This window comes from Nocardiopsis codii, assembly GCF_036327455.1.
Classification (GTDB): Bacteria; Actinomycetota; Actinomycetes; order Streptosporangiales; family Streptosporangiaceae; genus Nocardiopsis; species Nocardiopsis codii.
Window position 1 is genome coordinate 332,079 of sequence record NZ_JAUZMY010000001.1, and the last position, 17,816, is coordinate 349,894.

General features: G+C 72.3%; 9 protein-coding genes. All 9 read right to left on the minus strand.

Annotated features, from left to right (window positions below):
* Positions 1 to 11: 11 nt before the first annotated feature.
* Positions 12 to 626, minus strand: a complete 615-nt coding sequence (locus Q8791_RS01315; protein ID WP_330089682.1) for an energy-coupling factor transporter transmembrane component T family protein — start codon at positions 624 to 626, stop codon at positions 12 to 14.
* On the minus strand, positions 623 to 1,321 hold the full coding sequence (locus tag Q8791_RS01320) for an energy-coupling factor ABC transporter ATP-binding protein (RefSeq protein WP_330089683.1): 699 nt from the start codon (positions 1,319 to 1,321) through the stop codon (positions 623 to 625). The genes Q8791_RS01315 and Q8791_RS01320 overlap by 4 nt, the downstream gene beginning before the upstream one ends.
* Complete coding sequence (locus tag Q8791_RS01325) at positions 1,321 to 1,968, minus strand: biotin transporter BioY (RefSeq protein ID WP_330089684.1); 648 nt, start codon at positions 1,966 to 1,968, stop codon at positions 1,321 to 1,323. The genes Q8791_RS01320 and Q8791_RS01325 overlap by 1 nt, the downstream gene beginning before the upstream one ends.
* A gap of 201 nt (positions 1,969 to 2,169) precedes the next feature.
* On the minus strand, positions 2,170 to 2,541 hold the full coding sequence (locus tag Q8791_RS01330; protein ID WP_330089685.1) for a hypothetical protein: 372 nt from the start codon (positions 2,539 to 2,541) through the stop codon (positions 2,170 to 2,172).
* A gap of 133 nt (positions 2,542 to 2,674) precedes the next feature.
* The gene (ctaD, locus tag Q8791_RS01335; protein ID WP_456238141.1) at positions 2,675 to 4,327 is read right to left on the minus strand and encodes an aa3-type cytochrome oxidase subunit I; all 1,653 of its coding nucleotides are present in this window, start codon (positions 4,325 to 4,327) and stop codon (positions 2,675 to 2,677) included.
* A 400-nt stretch (positions 4,328 to 4,727) separates the two neighbouring features.
* Entirely contained in the window at positions 4,728 to 6,014 is a 1,287-nt protein-coding gene (locus tag Q8791_RS01340) for a lactonase family protein (protein ID WP_407941939.1), read from the minus strand.
* A gap of 170 nt (positions 6,015 to 6,184) precedes the next feature.
* On the minus strand, positions 6,185 to 6,907 hold the full coding sequence (locus Q8791_RS01345) for a hypothetical protein (protein WP_330089687.1): 723 nt from the start codon (positions 6,905 to 6,907) through the stop codon (positions 6,185 to 6,187).
* Positions 6,908 to 7,383: 476 nt separating this feature from the next.
* Positions 7,384 to 11,361 (minus strand): ATP-dependent RNA helicase HrpA, encoded by a 3,978-nt coding sequence (hrpA, locus tag Q8791_RS01350; protein WP_330089688.1) that lies wholly within the window; start codon positions 11,359 to 11,361, stop codon positions 7,384 to 7,386.
* Positions 11,362 to 11,602: 241 nt separating this feature from the next.
* The gene (locus Q8791_RS01355; RefSeq protein WP_330089689.1) at positions 11,603 to 17,800 is read right to left on the minus strand and encodes a type I polyketide synthase; all 6,198 of its coding nucleotides are present in this window, start codon (positions 17,798 to 17,800) and stop codon (positions 11,603 to 11,605) included.
* Positions 17,801 to 17,816 lie beyond the last annotated feature (16 nt).

Genomic DNA, 17,816 nt, shown 5'->3' on the forward strand with positions numbered 1-17,816 from the left:
CACGGGACCCGTCAGGTCCGCGTCTCCTCGTCGATCCCGCGGGCGACCAGCGCCTCCCCGGTCGCGTCGGCCATCCGCAGCAGCTGGACGATCACCGGGACCACGAGCAGGTGGGGGCGCCCCGACAGGCCCCGCGCCCGGTAGCCCTCCTGGGACATCCTCCAGGCGGCGGCGACCATCGGGATGGAGCGGACCGTCAGCGCGAGGACGAGGGCCACGCGGTCGGGGTTGACCCCGACGTGCCGGAGCGGGCGGGCCGTGCGCTCGAAGAGGTCGAGCATCTCGCGCACCCGGGTGGTGAGCGTGACGACGTTGGCGAACAGCACGAGCGCGGCCAGCTGCGCGCACAGGCGCACGGCCGTCTCCCACTCCCCGAACAGGACCTGGAACAGGGCGACGGCCAGCAGGAACGGCCACAGGGCGCGCAGCACCGCCCCCGCCCGGGCGGGGGCCAGTCCGACCGCCGGGTAGAGCAGGAGGGACGCGGCCAGCGCGCCGACCGCGATCCGGTGGTCGGCGGCGGCGACGAGCCCGACGCCGACCGCCAGCAGCCCGAGGAGTTTGGCCCCGGCCGGGACCCGGTAGAGCGGGCCGGTCCCGGGGACGTACAGGCCGATCGCGCTCACGCGTCGGACCCCCGGTCGGCCTCGTCCATGAGCTTGAGGTAGTACGGCACCGCGTCGCCGGGCACCCCGTCGAAGGCCACCCGGCCGTCCTCCATGACCAGGACGCGGTCGAACCCGTCGAGGAGGTGGAGGTCGTGCGTGAACAGGACCACCTGCTGGTCGAGGCCGTCGAGGGTGCGGTGCACCATGCGGGTGTTGCGCAGGTCGAGCAGGGTGGTGGGCTCGTCGCACACCAGCACCTCGGGTTCGGTGACCAGGACCGACGCCAGGGCGAGGAGCTGCTTCTGTCCGCCGGAGAGCAGGTGCCCGGGGTGGTCGCGGTGGCCGTCGAGGCCGTAGCGGGCCAGGGTGGCGTCGACCCGGCGGGCGGTCTCCTCCCGCCCCAGCCTGAGGGAGCGCAGGCCGATCTCCACGTCCTCGGCGACCGTGGGCATGATGATCTGGTTGGCGGCGTCGGAGAACACGAATCCGACCCTGCGCCGGATGTGCTTGGCGTGGCGCCGGGTGTCCCACTCCCCCAGCGTCACCCGGCCCTCATCGGGGACGACGAGGCCGTTGAGGGTGCGGGCGAGCGTGGACTTGCCCGATCCGTTCGCCCCGATCACGCCGATGCGGTGCTCGGCGAGGTCGAGGGTGACGTCGCGCAGGACGGCGCGGTCGTCGTAGGAGTGGGAGACCCCCTGGAGGCGCAGCATCAGGCGGCTCCGCCGTCGGTGTCCGGCGACGGGACCGCCCCGCCGTCGTGGACGGGCCGCCCGGCGGGCGGGATCGGGTACGCGCGGAAGACCATGGAGGCGATGAGCGCGGTGAGGACGACCTTGGCGGCGTCGCCGACCAGGTAGGTCGCCCCGGAGACCGCCGCGATCTCCCAGCTCTGCACGGCGACGGCGAGCCAGGGCAGGCCGATCGCGTAGATGACGGCGATGCCGCCGACGGCGTTGATCAGCAGCCCCTGCCAGAGGACGTAGCGGCCGTTGCGCAGCATCAGGTCGGTGAGCAGGCCGATGGCGAGGGCGGCGGGGATCCAGCTCACGATGAACCCGGAGGACGGGAGCGCCAGGGCGGCCAGCCCGCCCCTCCCGCCCGCGAAGAGCGGCAGACCCGCCAGGCCGAGCACGACGAACGTGGCGACGGCCAGACTGCCGCGCTTCCAGCCCAGGAGGCTGGGGGCGAGCATGATGCCGAGGGTCTGGAGGGTGACCGGCACCGGGGAGCCCGGGAAGGGGATGGCGACGGTGACGCTGAGCGCGGCGATGAGCGCCGCGAACACGGCGATGAGTGCCAGGTCGCGGGCAGTCAGACCCCTGTGGCGAACGTGCTTCTTCGTTCCGGCGGCGGGCATGGGCGGTTCCCCTCGGGGAGGCGGTGGGAGTGGATCACCATCCATTGTCCGTGATGCGGGCATCCCGATGGGAGGGCGGGGCGCACAGTTCCGTACGCCCCGGACTTGTGGAGGTCGTCCTGAGACGGGGATCACCCGGCGAGTGGTCGCGGCCCTCGGCGGAGCGCTCCGGTCGCCGCCGTCACCGGGCGGTCGGGGTCCTCAGGCGTCGCCGCCCTCGACGCGGCCGCGGTAGACCAGGCGTCCGGTGTCGTCGTGGCCGTAGCGGGCCCGGCCTCCGCCGGGTACGGCCAGGTCCAGGTACTCCTCGCGCAGGCGGGCGGCCCTGGCCGAGCGGATCCGCGCGCCGTCGAGAGGGCCGCCGACCAGCTCGACCCAGCCGGTCCGGGCCCGCACGAACCCCGCCGCGAACACGCCGACGGCCGTGCAGCACCCGGCCGCCGCGAAGGCGGCGTTCTCCGTCCAGGTCCACAGCATCATCAGTGTGGCCACCGCCAGGAGCGTGGTGAACACCGCGCCGACACGGCCTTCCAGGAGCAGCTGCCGTGCGTTGTCGTCAGGGGATGTGTTCACGACCATGCGCCTTCGATCCGGAACCGGTCGCCCTCGGTGCCGTGCGGACACCTCGGGCCTTGAGCCTGTGCAGGGGTGGGGACCGCCCCGGGAAGAGACCTTCCGCGGGGGCGGCCCGCCTCTCGGGGGAGGGTCAGTTCCTCTCGGGGTCCGTGCCCGCCGGAACCGCGGCGTGCGGGTGGTTCAGGTCGAACGCGGGACGCTCGGAGCGGATGCGCGGCAGCGACGTGAAGTTGTGCCGCGGCGGCGGGCAGGAGGTGGCCCACTCCAGCGAGCATCCGTAGCCCCAGGGGTCGTCCACCTCGACCTTGGGCGCCCTCCTCGCCGTCAGGTACACGTTCCACAGGAAGACGAGCGTCGAGGCTCCCAGCACGAACGCGGAGACGGAGGAGATCTGGTTGAGCTCGGTGAACCCGTCCCCGGGGAGGTAGTCGGCGTAGCGGCGCGGGAACCCGGCCACTCCCAGCCAGTGCTGCACGAGGAAGGTGCCGTGGAACCCGAGGAACAGGAGCCAGAAGTGGAACTTGCCCAGCTTCTCGTTGAGCATCCGGCCGGTGAACTTGGGCCACCAGAAGTAGAAGCCCGCGAACATGGCGAACACCACGGTGCCGAACACCACGTAGTGGAAGTGCGCCACCACGAAGTAGGAGTCGGTGACGTGGAAGTCCAGGGGCGGTGAGGCCATGAGGACCCCGGTCAGACCGCCGAAGAGGAAGGTGACCAGGAAGCCGATCGTGAACAGCATCGGTGTCTCGAAGGTGAGCTGGCCCCGCCACATGGTGCCGATCCAGTTGAAGAACTTCACCCCGGTCGGGACGGCGATGAGGAAGCTCATGAAGGAGAAGAACGGCAGCAGGACCGCACCGGTCGCGAACATGTGGTGCGCCCAGACCGTCACGGACAGACCGGTGATGGCGATGGTCGCGGCCACGAGGCTCTTGTAGCCGAAGATGGGCTTGCGGCTGAACACCGGCAGGATCTCCGTCGCGATGCCGAAGAACGGCAGGGCGATGATGTAGACCTCGGGATGGCCGAAGAACCAGAACAGGTGCTGCCACAGGATCGCGCCGCCGTGTTCCGCGGCGAAGACCTGTGTGCCGATCATCCGGTCCGCCCCGAGGGCGATCAGGGCGGCGGTCAGGACCGGGAACGCGATGAGCACCAGCACGCTGGTGAGGACGATGTTCCAGGTGAAGATCGGCATGCGGAACATCGTCATGCCGGGCGCGCGCATGCACAGGGCGGTGGTGATGAAGTTGACCCCGCTGAGGATGGTGCCCAGGCCGGAGACGGCCAGGCCCAGGATCCACAGGTTGCCGCCGATACCGGGTGATCGGACCGCGTCGGACAGCGGCGTGTACGCGAACCAGCCGAAGCTGGCCGCGCCGCCCGGGGTCATGAAACCCGCGATGACGATGAGGCCGCCGAACAGGAAGAGGTAGTACCCGAACAGGTTCATCCTGGGAAAGGCCACATCGGGGGCGCCGATCTGCAACGGCATGATGATGTTGCCGAAACCGACGAAGAGCGGGGTCGCGAACAGCAGCAGCATGATCGTGCCGTGCATCGTGAACAGCTGGTTGAATCCCTCATTCGAGATGATCTGCTTCCCCGGGGAGAACAGTTCGGTACGGATGAGGAGTGCCAGGACGCCGCCGAAGAGGAAGAAGGAGAACGAGGTGATCAGGTACATGTACCCGATGACCTTGTGGTCGGTCGACGTCAGCCAGCTGACGATGATCGAGCCCTCGGGCGTCTCCCCGTGGTCCCCGGGCCCGTCGCGCACGTCGGCCGCCGTTGATACCTCTGCCACGATCCAAACCCCCGAATGCGCAAAACAACGGATAAATGAGGGTCGTCCGCAGCCGTTTTCCAGCCGCCGCACCCCTGTGGAATCCCTTTCCGGAATCCCCAGGGTAACGCTAACGCAGGACGGGACCTCACACGCGAATGAGGCCCCGTGTTCTCAGGTTGAACACTCCGAATTTCTGCCGTTTAGCTCTATTCCTGCCCTTCGTCGTCCTCGGCGATTTCGGGTGATTGTTTTTCCGGGAAAGGCCGGATTCGGCAGGGTCCGCGGCGCCCGGGGGCGAGGCGCGGTCCGGCGACGGCGCGGGGACCGCCGACTCCGTGGGCGCCCCGCCGGCGGGAGGGCCCGGGCAGGGGGCCGCCCCGCTCCGGGGTGCTCAGCCGTCGGACGAGCGGCGGATGCGGTTGATGGGGACGGGCAGCACGCAGACCGGGACGGGCATCTCCAGGCGGTGGCCGGTGTCCGCCGGGATCCCTGTGTCAGGGTCGATGAGCAGGGAGGCCAGGGAGCCGCCGTTCTGGGCCGCGACGACCAGGTGGTCGGGCTGGCCGTTGTGGCCCCGGACCACGGTGAAGTGGCGCGGCCACGCTCCCCCGGCGGGTGTGTCGGCGAGGTGGTCCAGGCGGGCGCCTCCGTCGCGGACGGCGAACGTGGAGATGACGTCGGCCCCCCGGTTGGACACGTAGACGCGGCCCTCGTAGGTGCTGGTCGGGGGGAGCACGTCGCCGTCGGCGATGTCGCGGCCCTCGACCTTGAGCCGGTGCAGGGTGATCTCGGCGGGGAAGTTGGCGTCGGTCGTCGCGGCGGTGCGCGCCCCGGTGGAGGGGAGCGAGCCGAGGTGTTCGCCCGTGCCGTTGCGGGGGTTCCACCGCACGACGTGCACCCGCGAGTCCAGTTCACCGGCGACGTAGACGTACCTGCCGTTGACCGCCAGGTGGCGGGGGCCGGTGCCCGGCGGGAGCTGGACGGTACGGAGCAGGCCGGGCTCGGGGTCGGCGCCCCCGTCCCGGCCGGCCGTCCCGTCCTGCCCGTCGTCCTCGGAGCCCTCCGCCAGGGGCGTGGCGTAGTGGTACACGCGCAGCTCGTCGGTGCCGAGGTCGGCGGCGAGCAGGTAGCGCAGGCGGGGGTCGTCGGAGTCCAGGGCCACGGCGGTGCTGTGCGCGTGCGGACTCTCCTGGCGGTCGGTGACGGGTCCGCTGCCCCGGTGCCGGAGTTCCCTGGACGGGCCGGTGGGGACCCCGTCCGGTGTCGTGGGGACGAAGGAGACCACGCCGTCCGCGTAGTTGGTGACGGCGACCTGCTCGGGCCCCAGGTTCCGCACGTGGCAGGGCGAGCCGCCGCCGCTCGGCACGGAGCCGATCCCGGTGAGGGAGGCGTCGCCGCCGACCCGGAAGGCGGTGAGGGAGCCCGCGGCCCGCTCGTTCACGGCGTACACCGTGGGCGGGTCGGGGCGGAAGGCGAGGAAGGACGGTCCGGGGGTGCGGGCGGCGAGGCCGCCGTGCGTCATCACGCCGGTCTCGGGGTCGAACCAGACCCGGTAGACGCCCTCCCCCTCCCCCGGCGGGTCGGAGTCGGGGGTGTAGGTCCCCACGAGCAGCAGCCGACGTCCGTCCACTGATTGACCGACCGATTCGCCCACAGGGGAGCCTCGTTTCCCTCGCATGCGTGCAGATTTCAGTGGTCTACACCACCCGGCCGCATGCTACAGGTGCCCGCGTCTCCGCGAGGGCGGCGGACCCCTCCGGGCCGCCCGGAGCCGAAGGGACCGCGGGACGGAACCGGACCGGCGGCGGGACGGAGCCGGACGGGCGCGAGCGCACCGGCAGCAGGGCGTCAGCGCCCGGCGCCGGCGACAGTGGCCAGGACGTACTCGGGCCGCCGGAGGTCCTGCCACGTGAAGCGGACGATCCGGGTCTGCGGATACCAGCGCTGGAGGGCGTTCTGCCGCTCCCTGTCCCGGGCGAGTACGCGCGGAGCGCTGTGAGGTCCTATGCCGTCGGCTTCACCGATGAGCTTGGCCGCCTCCCACCAGAAGTCCACCACCGCGATCGTTCCGCCCCCTCCGTCGAGGAAACGGCGTTGCAGGTCGTCGGGGGGCAGTCCGCCGTCGACACAGATCAGGCGGACCCGTGTCTCCAGCGCGCTCTGGGCCCGGGGGTCGGACAGGGGCCACCAACGGCGCACGTTCACGCATCCCTTGCGCCCCCGGTTCGCCTCCTCCAAGTCGTTGACCTCCTCCTGGCCGACGAGGCCCTGGTTCAACGCCGAGTCCATCAGGCACACGGCGGTGTCCCGGTCCACGCGCAGGAGGGTGTCGCGCAGGGTACGGCCCGGCCGGGTGGTCCTGATGCCGCCGCTGATCTCGGTGACCTCCTCGGGGGAGGTGTCCCAGCTGTGCAGCGTGACACCGGTGACGTGCCGTTGGGCTCCGAGCGCGGGGATGGCCATGTGGACCTCGCTGCCGTCCCAGGGCGGAAGTCCCTGAAGGTCCCACAGTCGCGCGGCGGTCTCACCCGCCGCGAAGGAGCACGCGCCCAGGGCGAGCTGTGCGGCCATGACCCGGCTGCGGAGCCTACCGGGGCTCCCCGCGGGTGGCAGCAGGGGACGCACGGAGTAGACCTGCCGGTAGGGCCGCCCCCACCGGCCCGCGCGCAGCAGGCGGCGTATGTCGGCCTGGCGCAGTCCATGGGCGTGGGCCTGGTGCCAACTGAGGACACCGTGCTGCCGCAGCGCAGTTGCGTTGGCCGCGGCGAGGAGGGGGTCGGATCGCGGAGAGGGACCCGGTCGCGAAGAGGGACCCGGTCGCGAAGAGGGACCCGGTCGCGAAGAGGGACCCGGTCGCGAAGAGGGACCCGGTCGCGAAGAGGGACCCGGTCGCGAAGAGGGGTGTGTCATGGGTCCACTGTCCGTGGTTCGCCCCCCGGCCACCACCCACCTGTGGATAACCCGCCCCCTCACCCGTGATCTTGTACTTATAGCGAGGTTGGAGTGCCGAACCTCGCTATAAGTACAAGATCACGGGGAGAGGGTGGCTATTTCCCGGCGGTCTTGACGGCTTCCAGGGCCTTCATGATGCGCTTGTCGGAGACCGGGTAGGCGGTGCGCAGCTCCTGTGCGAACAGGCTCACCCGGTACTCCTCCAGCATCCAGCGGAGCTCCTCCACGTCCGGGTCGGCCGCCCGCCCCGGGGGCAGGGACCCGGTGACCTTGGCGACGGCCTGCCGCATCTGCTCGGTCTTGGACATGTTGACCTGGTCGCGGCGCGGGTTCTCCGGCAGCTTGGTGAGGCGGTACTCGATCCCCCGCAGGTAGCGGTGCAGGTCGTCCAGGCGCGACAGCCCGGTGCGGGTGACGAAACCGTCCCCCACCAGCGCGGCGAGCTGTCCCTGCACGTCGTTGAGCGAGGGCAGGACGGCCAGGGACGTGGTGCCCTTGACCTTCTTGGAGACCTTGCGCCACAGCACCAGGACCCGGGCGACCTTGTCCAGGGTCTCGGCGAGGGTGTCGCCGAGGTCGGCGCGCACCCGGTCGGCGAGCGCGGCGAAGTCGCCGGCGTTCCACACCGGCCCGCCCTCGCGGGTGAGCAGGTGGTCGACGGCCGCCGACTCGGCGTCGGCGAGCATCGCCTTGACCGATCCGTGCGGGTTGTCGGCCAGGGCGAGCTTGTCCGGGTTGTTGAGGCCCTTGCTGACCGAGAGGGCCGGCGAGGGGATCGTGAGCATGAGCAGGCGCCGGGTCCCGGCCCGCATGGCGGTGCGCTGCTCGGCCCGGGTGTCGAAGATGCGCACCGCGACGCTGTCGCCCTCGTCCACCAGGGCCGGGTAGCCCTTGACCTTGGGGCCGAGCGCCTTGCGCTCCAGGGTCTGCTCCAGCGGACCGAAGTCCCAGGAGGTGATGCCCTTCTTCTCGACGCCCTTGGCCTCCGCGGAGATCGCCTCGCGCAGGCGCGGTTTGAGCTTGGCGCGGAGCTGCTCCAGGTCCTTGGACTCGGCCAGGGTCCGGTTGCGGTCGTCCACGGCGCGGAAGGTGATGCGCAGGTGGTCGGGCACCCGGTCCAGCTCGAAGGCGCTCTCCGGGATCCGGTCCCCGCCCCGCGGCTGGGCCATGCGGGTGAGTTCGGCGGCCAGGGCCCCGGTGAGCGTCCCCTCGTAGGGGGTGAGGCCGGCGCGCGCCTGGGCGGCGTTGTCCGGGACGGGCACGAAGAAGCGCCGCTGGGGTTTGGGCAGCGAGCGGATCAGGGCGGTGACGAGTTCGTCGCGCAGCCCCGGGATCTGCCAGTCGAACCCGGTGCTCTCCACCTGGTTGAGGAACTTCAGCGGGATGTGCGCGGTGACGCCGTCGGCGGCGCTGCCCGGCTCGAACTGGTAGGTGAGCGCGAACGTGAACGCGCCCTGGCGCCACACGTCGGGGTAGTCGTCCTCGCTGACCACGTCGACGCCGTCGTTGATGAGCTCCTCGCGGGTGAAGTCGAGGAGCGTGGGCTCGGTGCGGCGGGCCTTCTTCCACCAGGCGTCGAAGTGCGCGGCCGACACGGCGTCGGCGGGGACGCGGCGGTCGTAGAACTGGAACAGCGTCTCGTCGTCCACGACGATGTCGCGGCGGCGGGCGCGGTGCTCCAGGTCCTCGACCTCGTCGAGGAGCTTGCGGTTGTCGTGGAAGAAGTGGTGCCGGGTCTCCCAGTCGCCCTCGACGAGGGCACGGCGGATGAACAGCTCCCGGGACAGCTCGGGGTCGATCTTGCCGTAGGACACCTTGCGCTGCACGACGATGGGCACGCCGTAGAGGGTGACCCGCTCGAAGGCCATGACGGCGCCGCGCTTGCGCTCCCAGTGCGGTTCGCTGTAGTTGCGCTTGACGATGTCCCCGGCGAGCTCCTCGGCCCACTCCGGTTCGATCCGCGCGACCATGCGGCCCCACAGCTTGGACGTCTCGACGAGCTCGCCGACCATGACGAAGCGCGGCTGCTTCTTGAACAGGGCCGACCCAGGGAAGACGGCGAAGCGCGCTCCGCGCCCGCCCAGGTACTCGTGCTTCTCGGGGTCCTTGAGGCCCACGTGGGAGAGCAGGCCGGCCAGCAGCGACATGTGGACGCCGCGCGGGTCGGCGGCCTCCTCGCGCAGGGGCGGCACCTCGATGCCCATGGTGCGCAGGACCTGTTTGAGCTGGGAGTGGATGTCCTGCCACTCGCGGACGCGCAGGTAGTTGAGGAACTCCTCACGGCACAGCTTGCGGAACTGGTTGCCGGACAGCTCGCGCTGGCGGTCGCGCAGGTGGTTCCACAGGTTGAGGAACGCCAGGAAGTCCGACTCCTTGTCGGTGAACCGGGCGTGGAACTGCTGGGCCTGCTGCTGCTTGTCGGTGGGGCGCTCGCGCGGGTCCTGGATGGACAGGGCGGAGGTGATGACCATGACCTCGGCCAGGCAGTCGCGCTCCTCGGCCTCCAGGACCATGCGGCCCAGTCGCGGGTCGATGGGCAGCTGGGCGAGGCGCCGGCCGGTCTGGGTGAGGCGGCGCTTGCCGCCCCCCTTGCCGGAGGGGGCCTCGGCCTCGGGGTGCAGGGCGCCGAGCTCCATGAGGAGGTTGACGCCGTCCTTGATCTGGCGGTGGTCGGGGCCGTCGACGAACGGGAAGGCCGCCACGTCGCCCAGGCCGAGGGAGGCCATCTGGAGGATGACCGAGGCCAGGTTGGTGCGCAGGATCTCGGGGTCGGTGTACTCCGGGCGGGACAGGAAGTCCTCTTCGGAGTACAGCCGGATGCAGATGCCCTCGGAGACGCGCCCGCAGCGGCCCTTGCGCTGGTTGGCGGAGGCCTGGGAGACCGCCTCGATGGGCAGCCGCTGCACCTTGGTCCGGTGGGAGTACCGGGAGATGCGGGCGGTGCCGGGGTCGATGACGTACTTGATGCCGGGGACCGTCAGCGAGGTCTCGGCGACGTTGGTGGCCAGGACGACGCGGCGCCCGCTGTGGGAGGACCACACGCGTCTCTGCTCGGAGACCGACAGTCGCGCGTAGAGCGGGAGGATCTCGGTGCCGCGGAGCTTCTTCTTCTCCAGGGCCTCGGCGGTGTCGCGGATCTCGCGCTCGCCGCTGAGGAACACCAGGACGTCCCCGGGCGGCTCGTGGGAGAGCTCGTCCACGGCGTCGAGGATGGCCTGGGTCTGGTCGCGGTCCGTGCCGGGTCCCGGGTTCTTCTCCTCGGGGTCGAGGATGTCCTCCGAGATGGGCCGGTAGCGGACCTCGACGGGGTAGGTGCGTCCGGACACCTCGATGATGGGGGCGTCGTCGAAGTGCCGGGAGAAGCGCTCGGGGTCGATGGTCGCCGAGGTGATGACGACCTTGAGGTCGGGGCGCTTGGGCAGCAGCTGCTTGAGGTAGCCGAGCAGGAAGTCGACGTTGAGGCTGCGCTCGTGGGCCTCGTCGATGATGAGGGTGTCGTACTGGCGGAGCATCCGGTCGTGCTGGATCTCGGCGAGCAGGATGCCGTCGGTCATCAGCTTGACGAGGGTGCTGCCGCTGGAGGAGTCGGTGAAGCGCACCTTGTAGCCGACGGTCTCGCCCAGCGGGGTGCCGATCTCCTCGGCGATACGCTCGGCGACCGTGCGCGCGGCCAGACGCCGGGGCTGGGTGTGCCCGATGGTGCCCATGACGCCGCGTCCCAGCTCCAGGCAGATCTTGGGCAGCTGGGTGGTCTTTCCGGAGCCGGTCTCACCGGCGACGATGACGACCTGGTGGTCCCGGATGGCCTCGGCGATGTCGTCGCGGCGGGCGCTGACCGGGAGCGACTCGGGGTAGGTGAGCTCGGGGACGGCCTCGCGGCGCAGGTCGACGCGGAGGACCGCCTCGTCGACGTCCTTGGCGATCTGGGCTGCGGCGGAGGCGTGGCGGCGCTCGTCGCTGATCTTGGCGAGGCCGTCGATACGCCGACGGAGCCGGTGCCGGTCCGCGGGCATGAGGTCGCGGAGCCGGGATCGGAGTGCGTCCGCGGTGGGTGTGGGCGTGGTCGTGCTCATCAGTAGTCAAGGGTAGGAGGGTCGGCAACCGGTTTTCGACGCGGAGTCGGATACCGGCGGCCGAACGGCGGGAACCTGGCGCTCCGGACCGTGGGTGAGGGGTTCCCGGGCACGTCGGACTCAACGCCGCCGGGCCCGGTTCTGTTCCGGAGCCGGCTGCGCCCCCGTCCCGCCCCGGGGGCCGCCCGCACCGCACCCCGCACGGACCGTGTCGGTGCGGGGTGCGGTGGGGACGCCGCTGCTACAGGCCGCGGTCGGCCAGCCAGTCGTGCAGGGCCCGGCCCACGACGTCCACGTGTCCTTCCAGCATGGTGAAGTGGTCGCCGGGCACGCGCAGCACCTCGTGCGGGAGCGACCAGGTGAAGGGCGGGACGGCGTCGCCGTCGCGGTCGATGGTGGGCTGCTCCGGGCGCAGTTGGACGACGGGCGTCTCGACCGGTCCGGGGAGCCAGTCGCGGAACAGGCGCAGGTAGGCGCCCATCGCGCTGAGCCGGACGCCGTCCATGATGCCCAGCAGTTCTCCGCGCGCCACCACGCCCGTCTCGATGGTCGCGAGCGCGGTGTGGTCGGTGGGGTGGGGCGCGTCCATCAGGGCGAGCGTCTGCGGCGTGTGCGCCCTTCCGAGCGTGCGGAGCTGTTCGAGGCGTTCCAGCACCGCGTGCGCCACCCACCCGCCCGAGGAGCGTCCGACCAGGATGTACGGCTGGTCTCCGGCGCACGCGAGAACGGCGTCGGCGAGGACTTCGGCGACGGCGCCGATGCTGGCCGGGAGCGACTCGCCCTCGGAGAAGCCGGGCTCGGGGATCACCTCGACCTCGCGCAGCCCGCGCACGCCGTTGGCGAAGCGGGCGTACTCCTGCACGCCGGAGATCATCAGGATGGACGGCAGGCAGATCAGCTTCGTCCCGCTGCCCTCACGGGAGAGGCGGACGGGTCCCCGCGCAGCGGGGGCGTCGTGGGCGCCGGTGAAGACGGGCCTGACCTGGGAGGCCGCCCACAGCAGGTCGATCCCCTCGGCGATCCGCCGCTGGGAGCAGGCCTCCACGAACAGGTCGACCAGCCCGTCGAGCGCCGCACGCCGGGGTTCCGTCCGTTTCGGGGCCGCCTCCGTGCCGGCTGCCGTCTCCTCGACCAGGTGGGCGGCGAGGAGTCGTGGTGTGGGGTGGGCGAAGGCCAGCCCGGCGGGCAGGCGCAGCCCGGTGGCCGCCGCCAGGTGGTTGCGCAGTTCGACGGCGGTGAGGGAGTCGAAGCCGACCTCCAGGAAGGGGGTGTCCGCGTCGACCGCACCCGTGCCGGTGTGTCCGAGCACCTCGGCGGTGCGGGCCAGCACGAAGGAGAGCACCAGGTCGGCGCGCTGCTCGACGGGGGTGCGGGCCAGTGCGCCGCGCAGGTTGCCGGTGGGCGTCGCGGCTGCGCCTGCCCGCCTCCGGGGCGGTCGGACGAGGCCGCGGAGCATGGTGGCGACCCTGCCGGTGCGGGCTGCCCGGGCCCGGGCGCCGGGAAGGTCCATGGGCACCGGGAGCAGGTGGGGCGCCCCCGTGGCGAGGGCGGTGTCGAACAGGGCGAGCCCGTGGTCCGTGTCCACCGGCCCGGCCAGGCCGAGTCGGGCGTAGCGGCTGATGTCGCCCTCGTCGAGTTCGGCGGTGGTCCTGCTGCGCTGGGCCCACATGCCCCAGGAGAGGGACACCGCGGGCAGGCCGTGGGCGCGGCGGTGGTGGGCGAGCATGTCGGTGTAGGAGTTGGCGGCGCTGTAGCTGCTCTGGCCGGGGCTGCCCAGGGTGCCCGCCACGGAGGAGAACACGACGAACGCCGACAGGTCCTCGGTCAGCTCGTGCAGGTGCCAGGCGGCGTCGACCTTGGGTCGCAGCACGGCGTCGATGCCCTCGGGGGTGGCCGAGGCGAGCAGGCCGTCGTCCAGGGCCACGGCCGCGTGGACCACGGCGGTGACCCGCCGCCCGTTCAGGAGGGACGCCAGCTGGTCCCTGTCCGAGACGTCGCACGCGGCGACGGTGACGTCGGCGCCCTTGGCGGCCAGCGAGGCCTCCAGTTCTGCCGCGCCCTTGGCGTCGGGCCCGCTGCGGCTGACCAGGAGCAGGTCGCGGACCCCGTGGCGGTCGACCAGGTGGTGGGTGACCTCGCCGCCGAGGGTGCCGGTGGCGCCCGTGACGAGGACCGTGCCGTCACCGAAGGAGACGGGGCGGGTGTCCCTCGGGCTGCGCGCCAGACGCGGGGTCAGGGCGGTTCCACCCCGCAGTGCGAGTTGGTCGTCGTCACCGCTGAGAGCGGCGATCAGCAGGGGGGAGGTGCGTCCGGGGTCGTCGGTGTCGACGATCGAGAACCGGCCGGGGTGTTCCTGTCCGGCGGCCCGGACGAACCCCCACAGGGGTGCGTGCACCAGGTCGGGGACGTCCTCGTCGGGCCCGGTGGCGACGGCCCGGTGGGTCAGCAGGACCTGCCTGGAGTCGGCGACGCGCTCGTCCGCGAGGAGCCGCTGGGCCTGGTCCACCGCCCGTGTGAGAGCGGCGTGGACGTGGTCCGGGGACGGGGCGAGGGGTGTGGAGAGCCACGGCAGCAGGACGCGGTCCGGCACCGGGGCTCCCGCGTCGAGAGCGCCGGTCAGGGCATCGGCGTCGGTGTAGGAGCGGACGGTGTGCCCGGAGGCTGTGAGCGCCGCGGCGCTGTCGAGGATGTCCTCACCGAGCACGGCCCAGACCTGCGGTTCCGCGGACGGGAGCGCGGTGGTCCCAACCCATTCCACGTGGAAGAGGTCGTCCTCGGAGGCGGTCGCCGCCCCCGGCCCGCCCGCGGGGGCGCGCAGGGTGAGGGAGTCGACGGTGGCGACGGGGGCGCCGTCGGCGTCGGCCAGCGTCATGGCGACCTCGTCGGCGCCGACGGGCCGGACGTGGACGCGGAGCGAGGTGGCTCCCGTGGCGTGCAGCGTGACGCCGTTCCAGGAGAAGGGCAGGCGTACGCCGTCCCGGGGCATCCAGGGGGCGCAGCCGATGGCGTGCTGGGCGGCGTCGGAGAGGGCGGGGTGCAGGCCGAAGCGCTCGGCGTCGGCTCGTTGGGCCTCGGGGAGCTCGACCTCGGCGTACACCTCGTCCCCGGCGAGCCAGGCGGAGGTGAGCCCCCGGAAGGCGGGGCCGTAGGCGTAGCCGATGTCGTCGAGGCGGGTGTAGAGGTCCTCGACGGAAACGGGTTCGGCGCCGGGCGGCGGCCACGCACCGAGGTCGTCGGGGACGCGGTCGGGTTCGGGGGTGAGGGCGCCCGCGACGTTGCGCGTCCAGGGGCGCTCGCCCAGGTCGGGGGCGTGGGACGCGGGTCGCGAGTACACGGAGAAGGCACGGCGGCCCTGGTCGTCGGCGGCCTCGACGGAGACCTGGACCTGGACGGCGCCGTTCTCGGGCAGGACGAGCGGCGCCTGGACGACGATCTCGTCCACGTGGGGGCTGCCGAGTCGGTCGCCCGCGTTGAGGGCGAGTTCGAGGAAGGCCGTGCCGGGCAGGAGGACGCTGTCCCCCGCGGCGTGGTCGAGCAGCCAGGGGTGGGTGGAGCGGGAGACGCGGCCCGTGAACAGGGTGCTCCCGGTGTCGGCCAGGAACAGCGCCGCACCGAGGAGGGGGTGCTGTTCCGGCTCCAGGCCGGCGGACGCGACGTCGCCGTGCGAGCGGTCGCCGGTCATCCACAGGCGCTGTCGTTGGAAGGGGTAGGTGGGCAGGTCGACGACCCGGGCGCCCTGCCCGAAGACCGCCGTCCAGTCCACCTCGGCACCGTGCGCGTACGCCTGGGCCAGCGAGGTCAGGAAGCGGTCGTGACCGCCCTCGTCACGGCGCAGCGTGCCCATGGCGACCGCGTCGGTGCGGCCCGCCGCCTCCGCCGTCTCCTGGAGGGCGGTGCTCAGCACCGGGTGCGGACCCGCCTCGACGAACAGGTCGTGCCCGTCCGCCATCAGGTTCTCCGTCACCCTCCGGAACAGCACCGGCTCGGCCAGGTTGCGGTACCAGTACGCGGCGTCCAGCTCGCCCTCGGAGACGGGACGGCCGGTCAGCGCCGAGTAGAAGGGGATGTCGGGGCGGCGCGAGACCACCCCGGACAGCGACGAGGCCAACGACTCCCGCAGCCGTTCGACGTGGGGTGTGTGGGAGGCGTAGTCGACCGCGATCTTCCGCGCCCGCACCCCCGACTCCTCGTACTCCTCGACCAGACGCGCCACCGCCTCGGGGTTCCCGGCGATGACGGTCGAGGAGGGGCTGTTGACCACGGCCACGTGCACGTGCACGTCCGCGCCACGCTCGGCGAGGTCGGCGCGGACACGCTCCTCGGGCAGGGCCACCGAGGCCATCATCCCGGTCCCGGACAGCTCCAGGACGGCCCGGCTGCGCAGCGCCACCACCTTCGCGCCGTCCTCCAGGGACAGCGCCCCCGACACGCACGCCGCCGCGACCTCACCCTGCGAGTGGCCGACCACGGCGGAGGGACGCAGACCGTACGAACGCCACAGCTCGGCCAGGGCGACCATGACCGCCCACAGCACCGGCTGCACCACGTCCACCCTCTCCAGCGAGGGGGCGCCCTTCTCCCCGCGCAGCACCGCGCTCAGGGACCAGTCCACGAAAGGGGCCAGCGAACGCTCACACGCACCGATCCACTCCGCGAACACCGGCGAGGACTCCAACAGGCCAAGGGCCATGCCCTCCCACTGACCGCCCTGACCGGGAAAGACCAGGACGGGCCTGTGCTCCGCGGCGCGTCCGCGAGCCGTGCCGGGCGCGTTCACTCCCCGGGACACCTCGTCGAGCCGGGAGAGGAGGGTGGCGTGGTCGGCTCCGACGACGACGGCCCTGTGCTCGAAGGCCGTGCGGGTGGTCGCCAGCGACCAGCCCACGTCCACCGGGTCCAGCCCCGGGTCCGACGCGACCCGCTCGCGCAGACGGGTGAGGGCGTCTCCGAGCGCCTCCTGGCTGTGGGCCGAGAGGACCCACGGCACCGGCCCCGCGCCCGTGCCCCGGGAGGGTCCGGTGAGGACGGCCCCGTCGCGTTCGGGGACGGGTCGGTCCTCCTCCGGGGCCTGTTCGAGGATGAGGTGGGCGTTGGTCCCGCTGGCGCCGAACGCGGACACGCCCACCCGGCGGGGGCGCCCGGTCTCCGGCCACGGGCGCGCCTCGGTGAGGAGTTCCACGGTGCCGGAGGACCAGTCCACGAACGGGGTGCGCTCGGCCACGTGGAGGGTGCGCGGCAGGATCCCCGCGCGCAGGGCCAGGATCGACTTGATGACCCCGGACACCCCGGCCGCCGCCCCTGTGTGCCCGATGTTGGTCTTAAGGGACCCGAGCCACAGGGGTTCCCCGGTCCGGTCGCGCCCGTAGGTGGCCAGCAGGGCGTTGGCCTCGATCGGGTCGCCCAGCCGGGTTCCGGTGCCGTGCGCCTCCACGGCGTCGACGTCGGCGGGGGTGAGCCGGGCGTCGGCCAGGGCCTGGCGGATCACCCGCTCCTGGGAGGGGCCGCTGGGCGCGGTGAGGCCGCTGGAGGCGCCGTCCTGGTTGACCGCGCCGCCCCGGATCACCGCCAGCACACGGCGGCCGTTGCGCCGGGCGTCGGACAGGCGCTCCAGCACGAGCATCCCCGCGGCCTCGCCCCAGCCGGTGCCGTCGGCGTCGGCGGAGAACGCCTTGCAGCGGCCGTCCGCGGACAGGACGCCGTGTCCGCTGAAGGACACCCACGCGGAGGTGTCGGTGTGGGCGGTGACTCCCCCTGCCAGGGCGAGGGAGGACTCGCCGGAGCGCAGGGAGCGCACGGCCGTGGCGATCGACACGAGCGAGGACGAACAGGCGGTGTCCACCGTGATCGCGGGGCCTTCCAGCCCGAGGGTGTAGGACACGCGACCCGCCGCCACGGCGGTCATGCCGCCGGTCAGCCGGTAGCCCACCAGTTCGGCCGGGGACTCCTGGACCGGAGGTCCGTACGTCTGCCCGACCATGCCGACGAACACCCCGGCGGGGGTGGAGTGCAGGGACCCGGGGGTGATCCCCGCGTGTTCGAGGGCCTCCCACGCCGTCTCCATGACCAGGCGGTGCTGGGGGTCCATGGCCGTGGCCTCGCGCGGGTTGATCCCGAAGAAGGCGGGGTCGAAGTCGCCCGCGCCCTCCAGGAAGCTCGCGGAGCGCACGTAGGTCCGGCCGAGCCCGTCCGGGTCGGGGTTGAACAGGCCCTCCAGGTCCCAGCCCCGGTCGGTGGGGAAACCGCCGCGGGTCTCGCGCCCCTCGACGAGCAGGTCCCAGAGCCCTTCGGGAGTGTCGGTTCCGGGGAAGCGACAGCCGATCCCGACCACCGCGACGGGCTCGTGGGCGCGCTCCTCCAGCTCCTCGACACGGGATCGTGCCTGTCGCAGGTCGACGGCCATCTTCTTGACCAGGTCGCGGAACTTGTTCTCGTTCGTCATCCGTGCTGCTCTCGTG

What these genes read in the sequence shown, in the direction of transcription:
- Q8791_RS01320 (WP_330089683.1), bottom strand. Translation starts at nt 1,321, where the DNA reads ATGCTGCGCCTCCAGGGGGTCTCCCACTCCTACGACGACCGCGCCGTC.
- Q8791_RS01325 (WP_330089684.1), bottom strand. Translation starts at nt 1,968, where the DNA reads ATGCCCGCCGCCGGAACGAAGAAGCACGTTCGCCACAGGGGTCTGACT.
- Q8791_RS01340 (WP_407941939.1), bottom strand. Translation starts at nt 6,014, where the DNA reads ATGCGAGGGAAACGAGGCTCCCCTGTGGGCGAATCGGTCGGTCAATCA.
- Q8791_RS01345 (WP_330089687.1), bottom strand. Translation starts at nt 6,907, where the DNA reads ATGGCCGCACAGCTCGCCCTGGGCGCGTGCTCCTTCGCGGCGGGTGAG.
- hrpA (WP_330089688.1), bottom strand. Translation starts at nt 11,361, where the DNA reads ATGAGCACGACCACGCCCACACCCACCGCGGACGCACTCCGATCCCGG.
- Q8791_RS01355 (WP_330089689.1), bottom strand. Translation starts at nt 17,800, where the DNA reads ATGACGAACGAGAACAAGTTCCGCGACCTGGTCAAGAAGATGGCCGTC.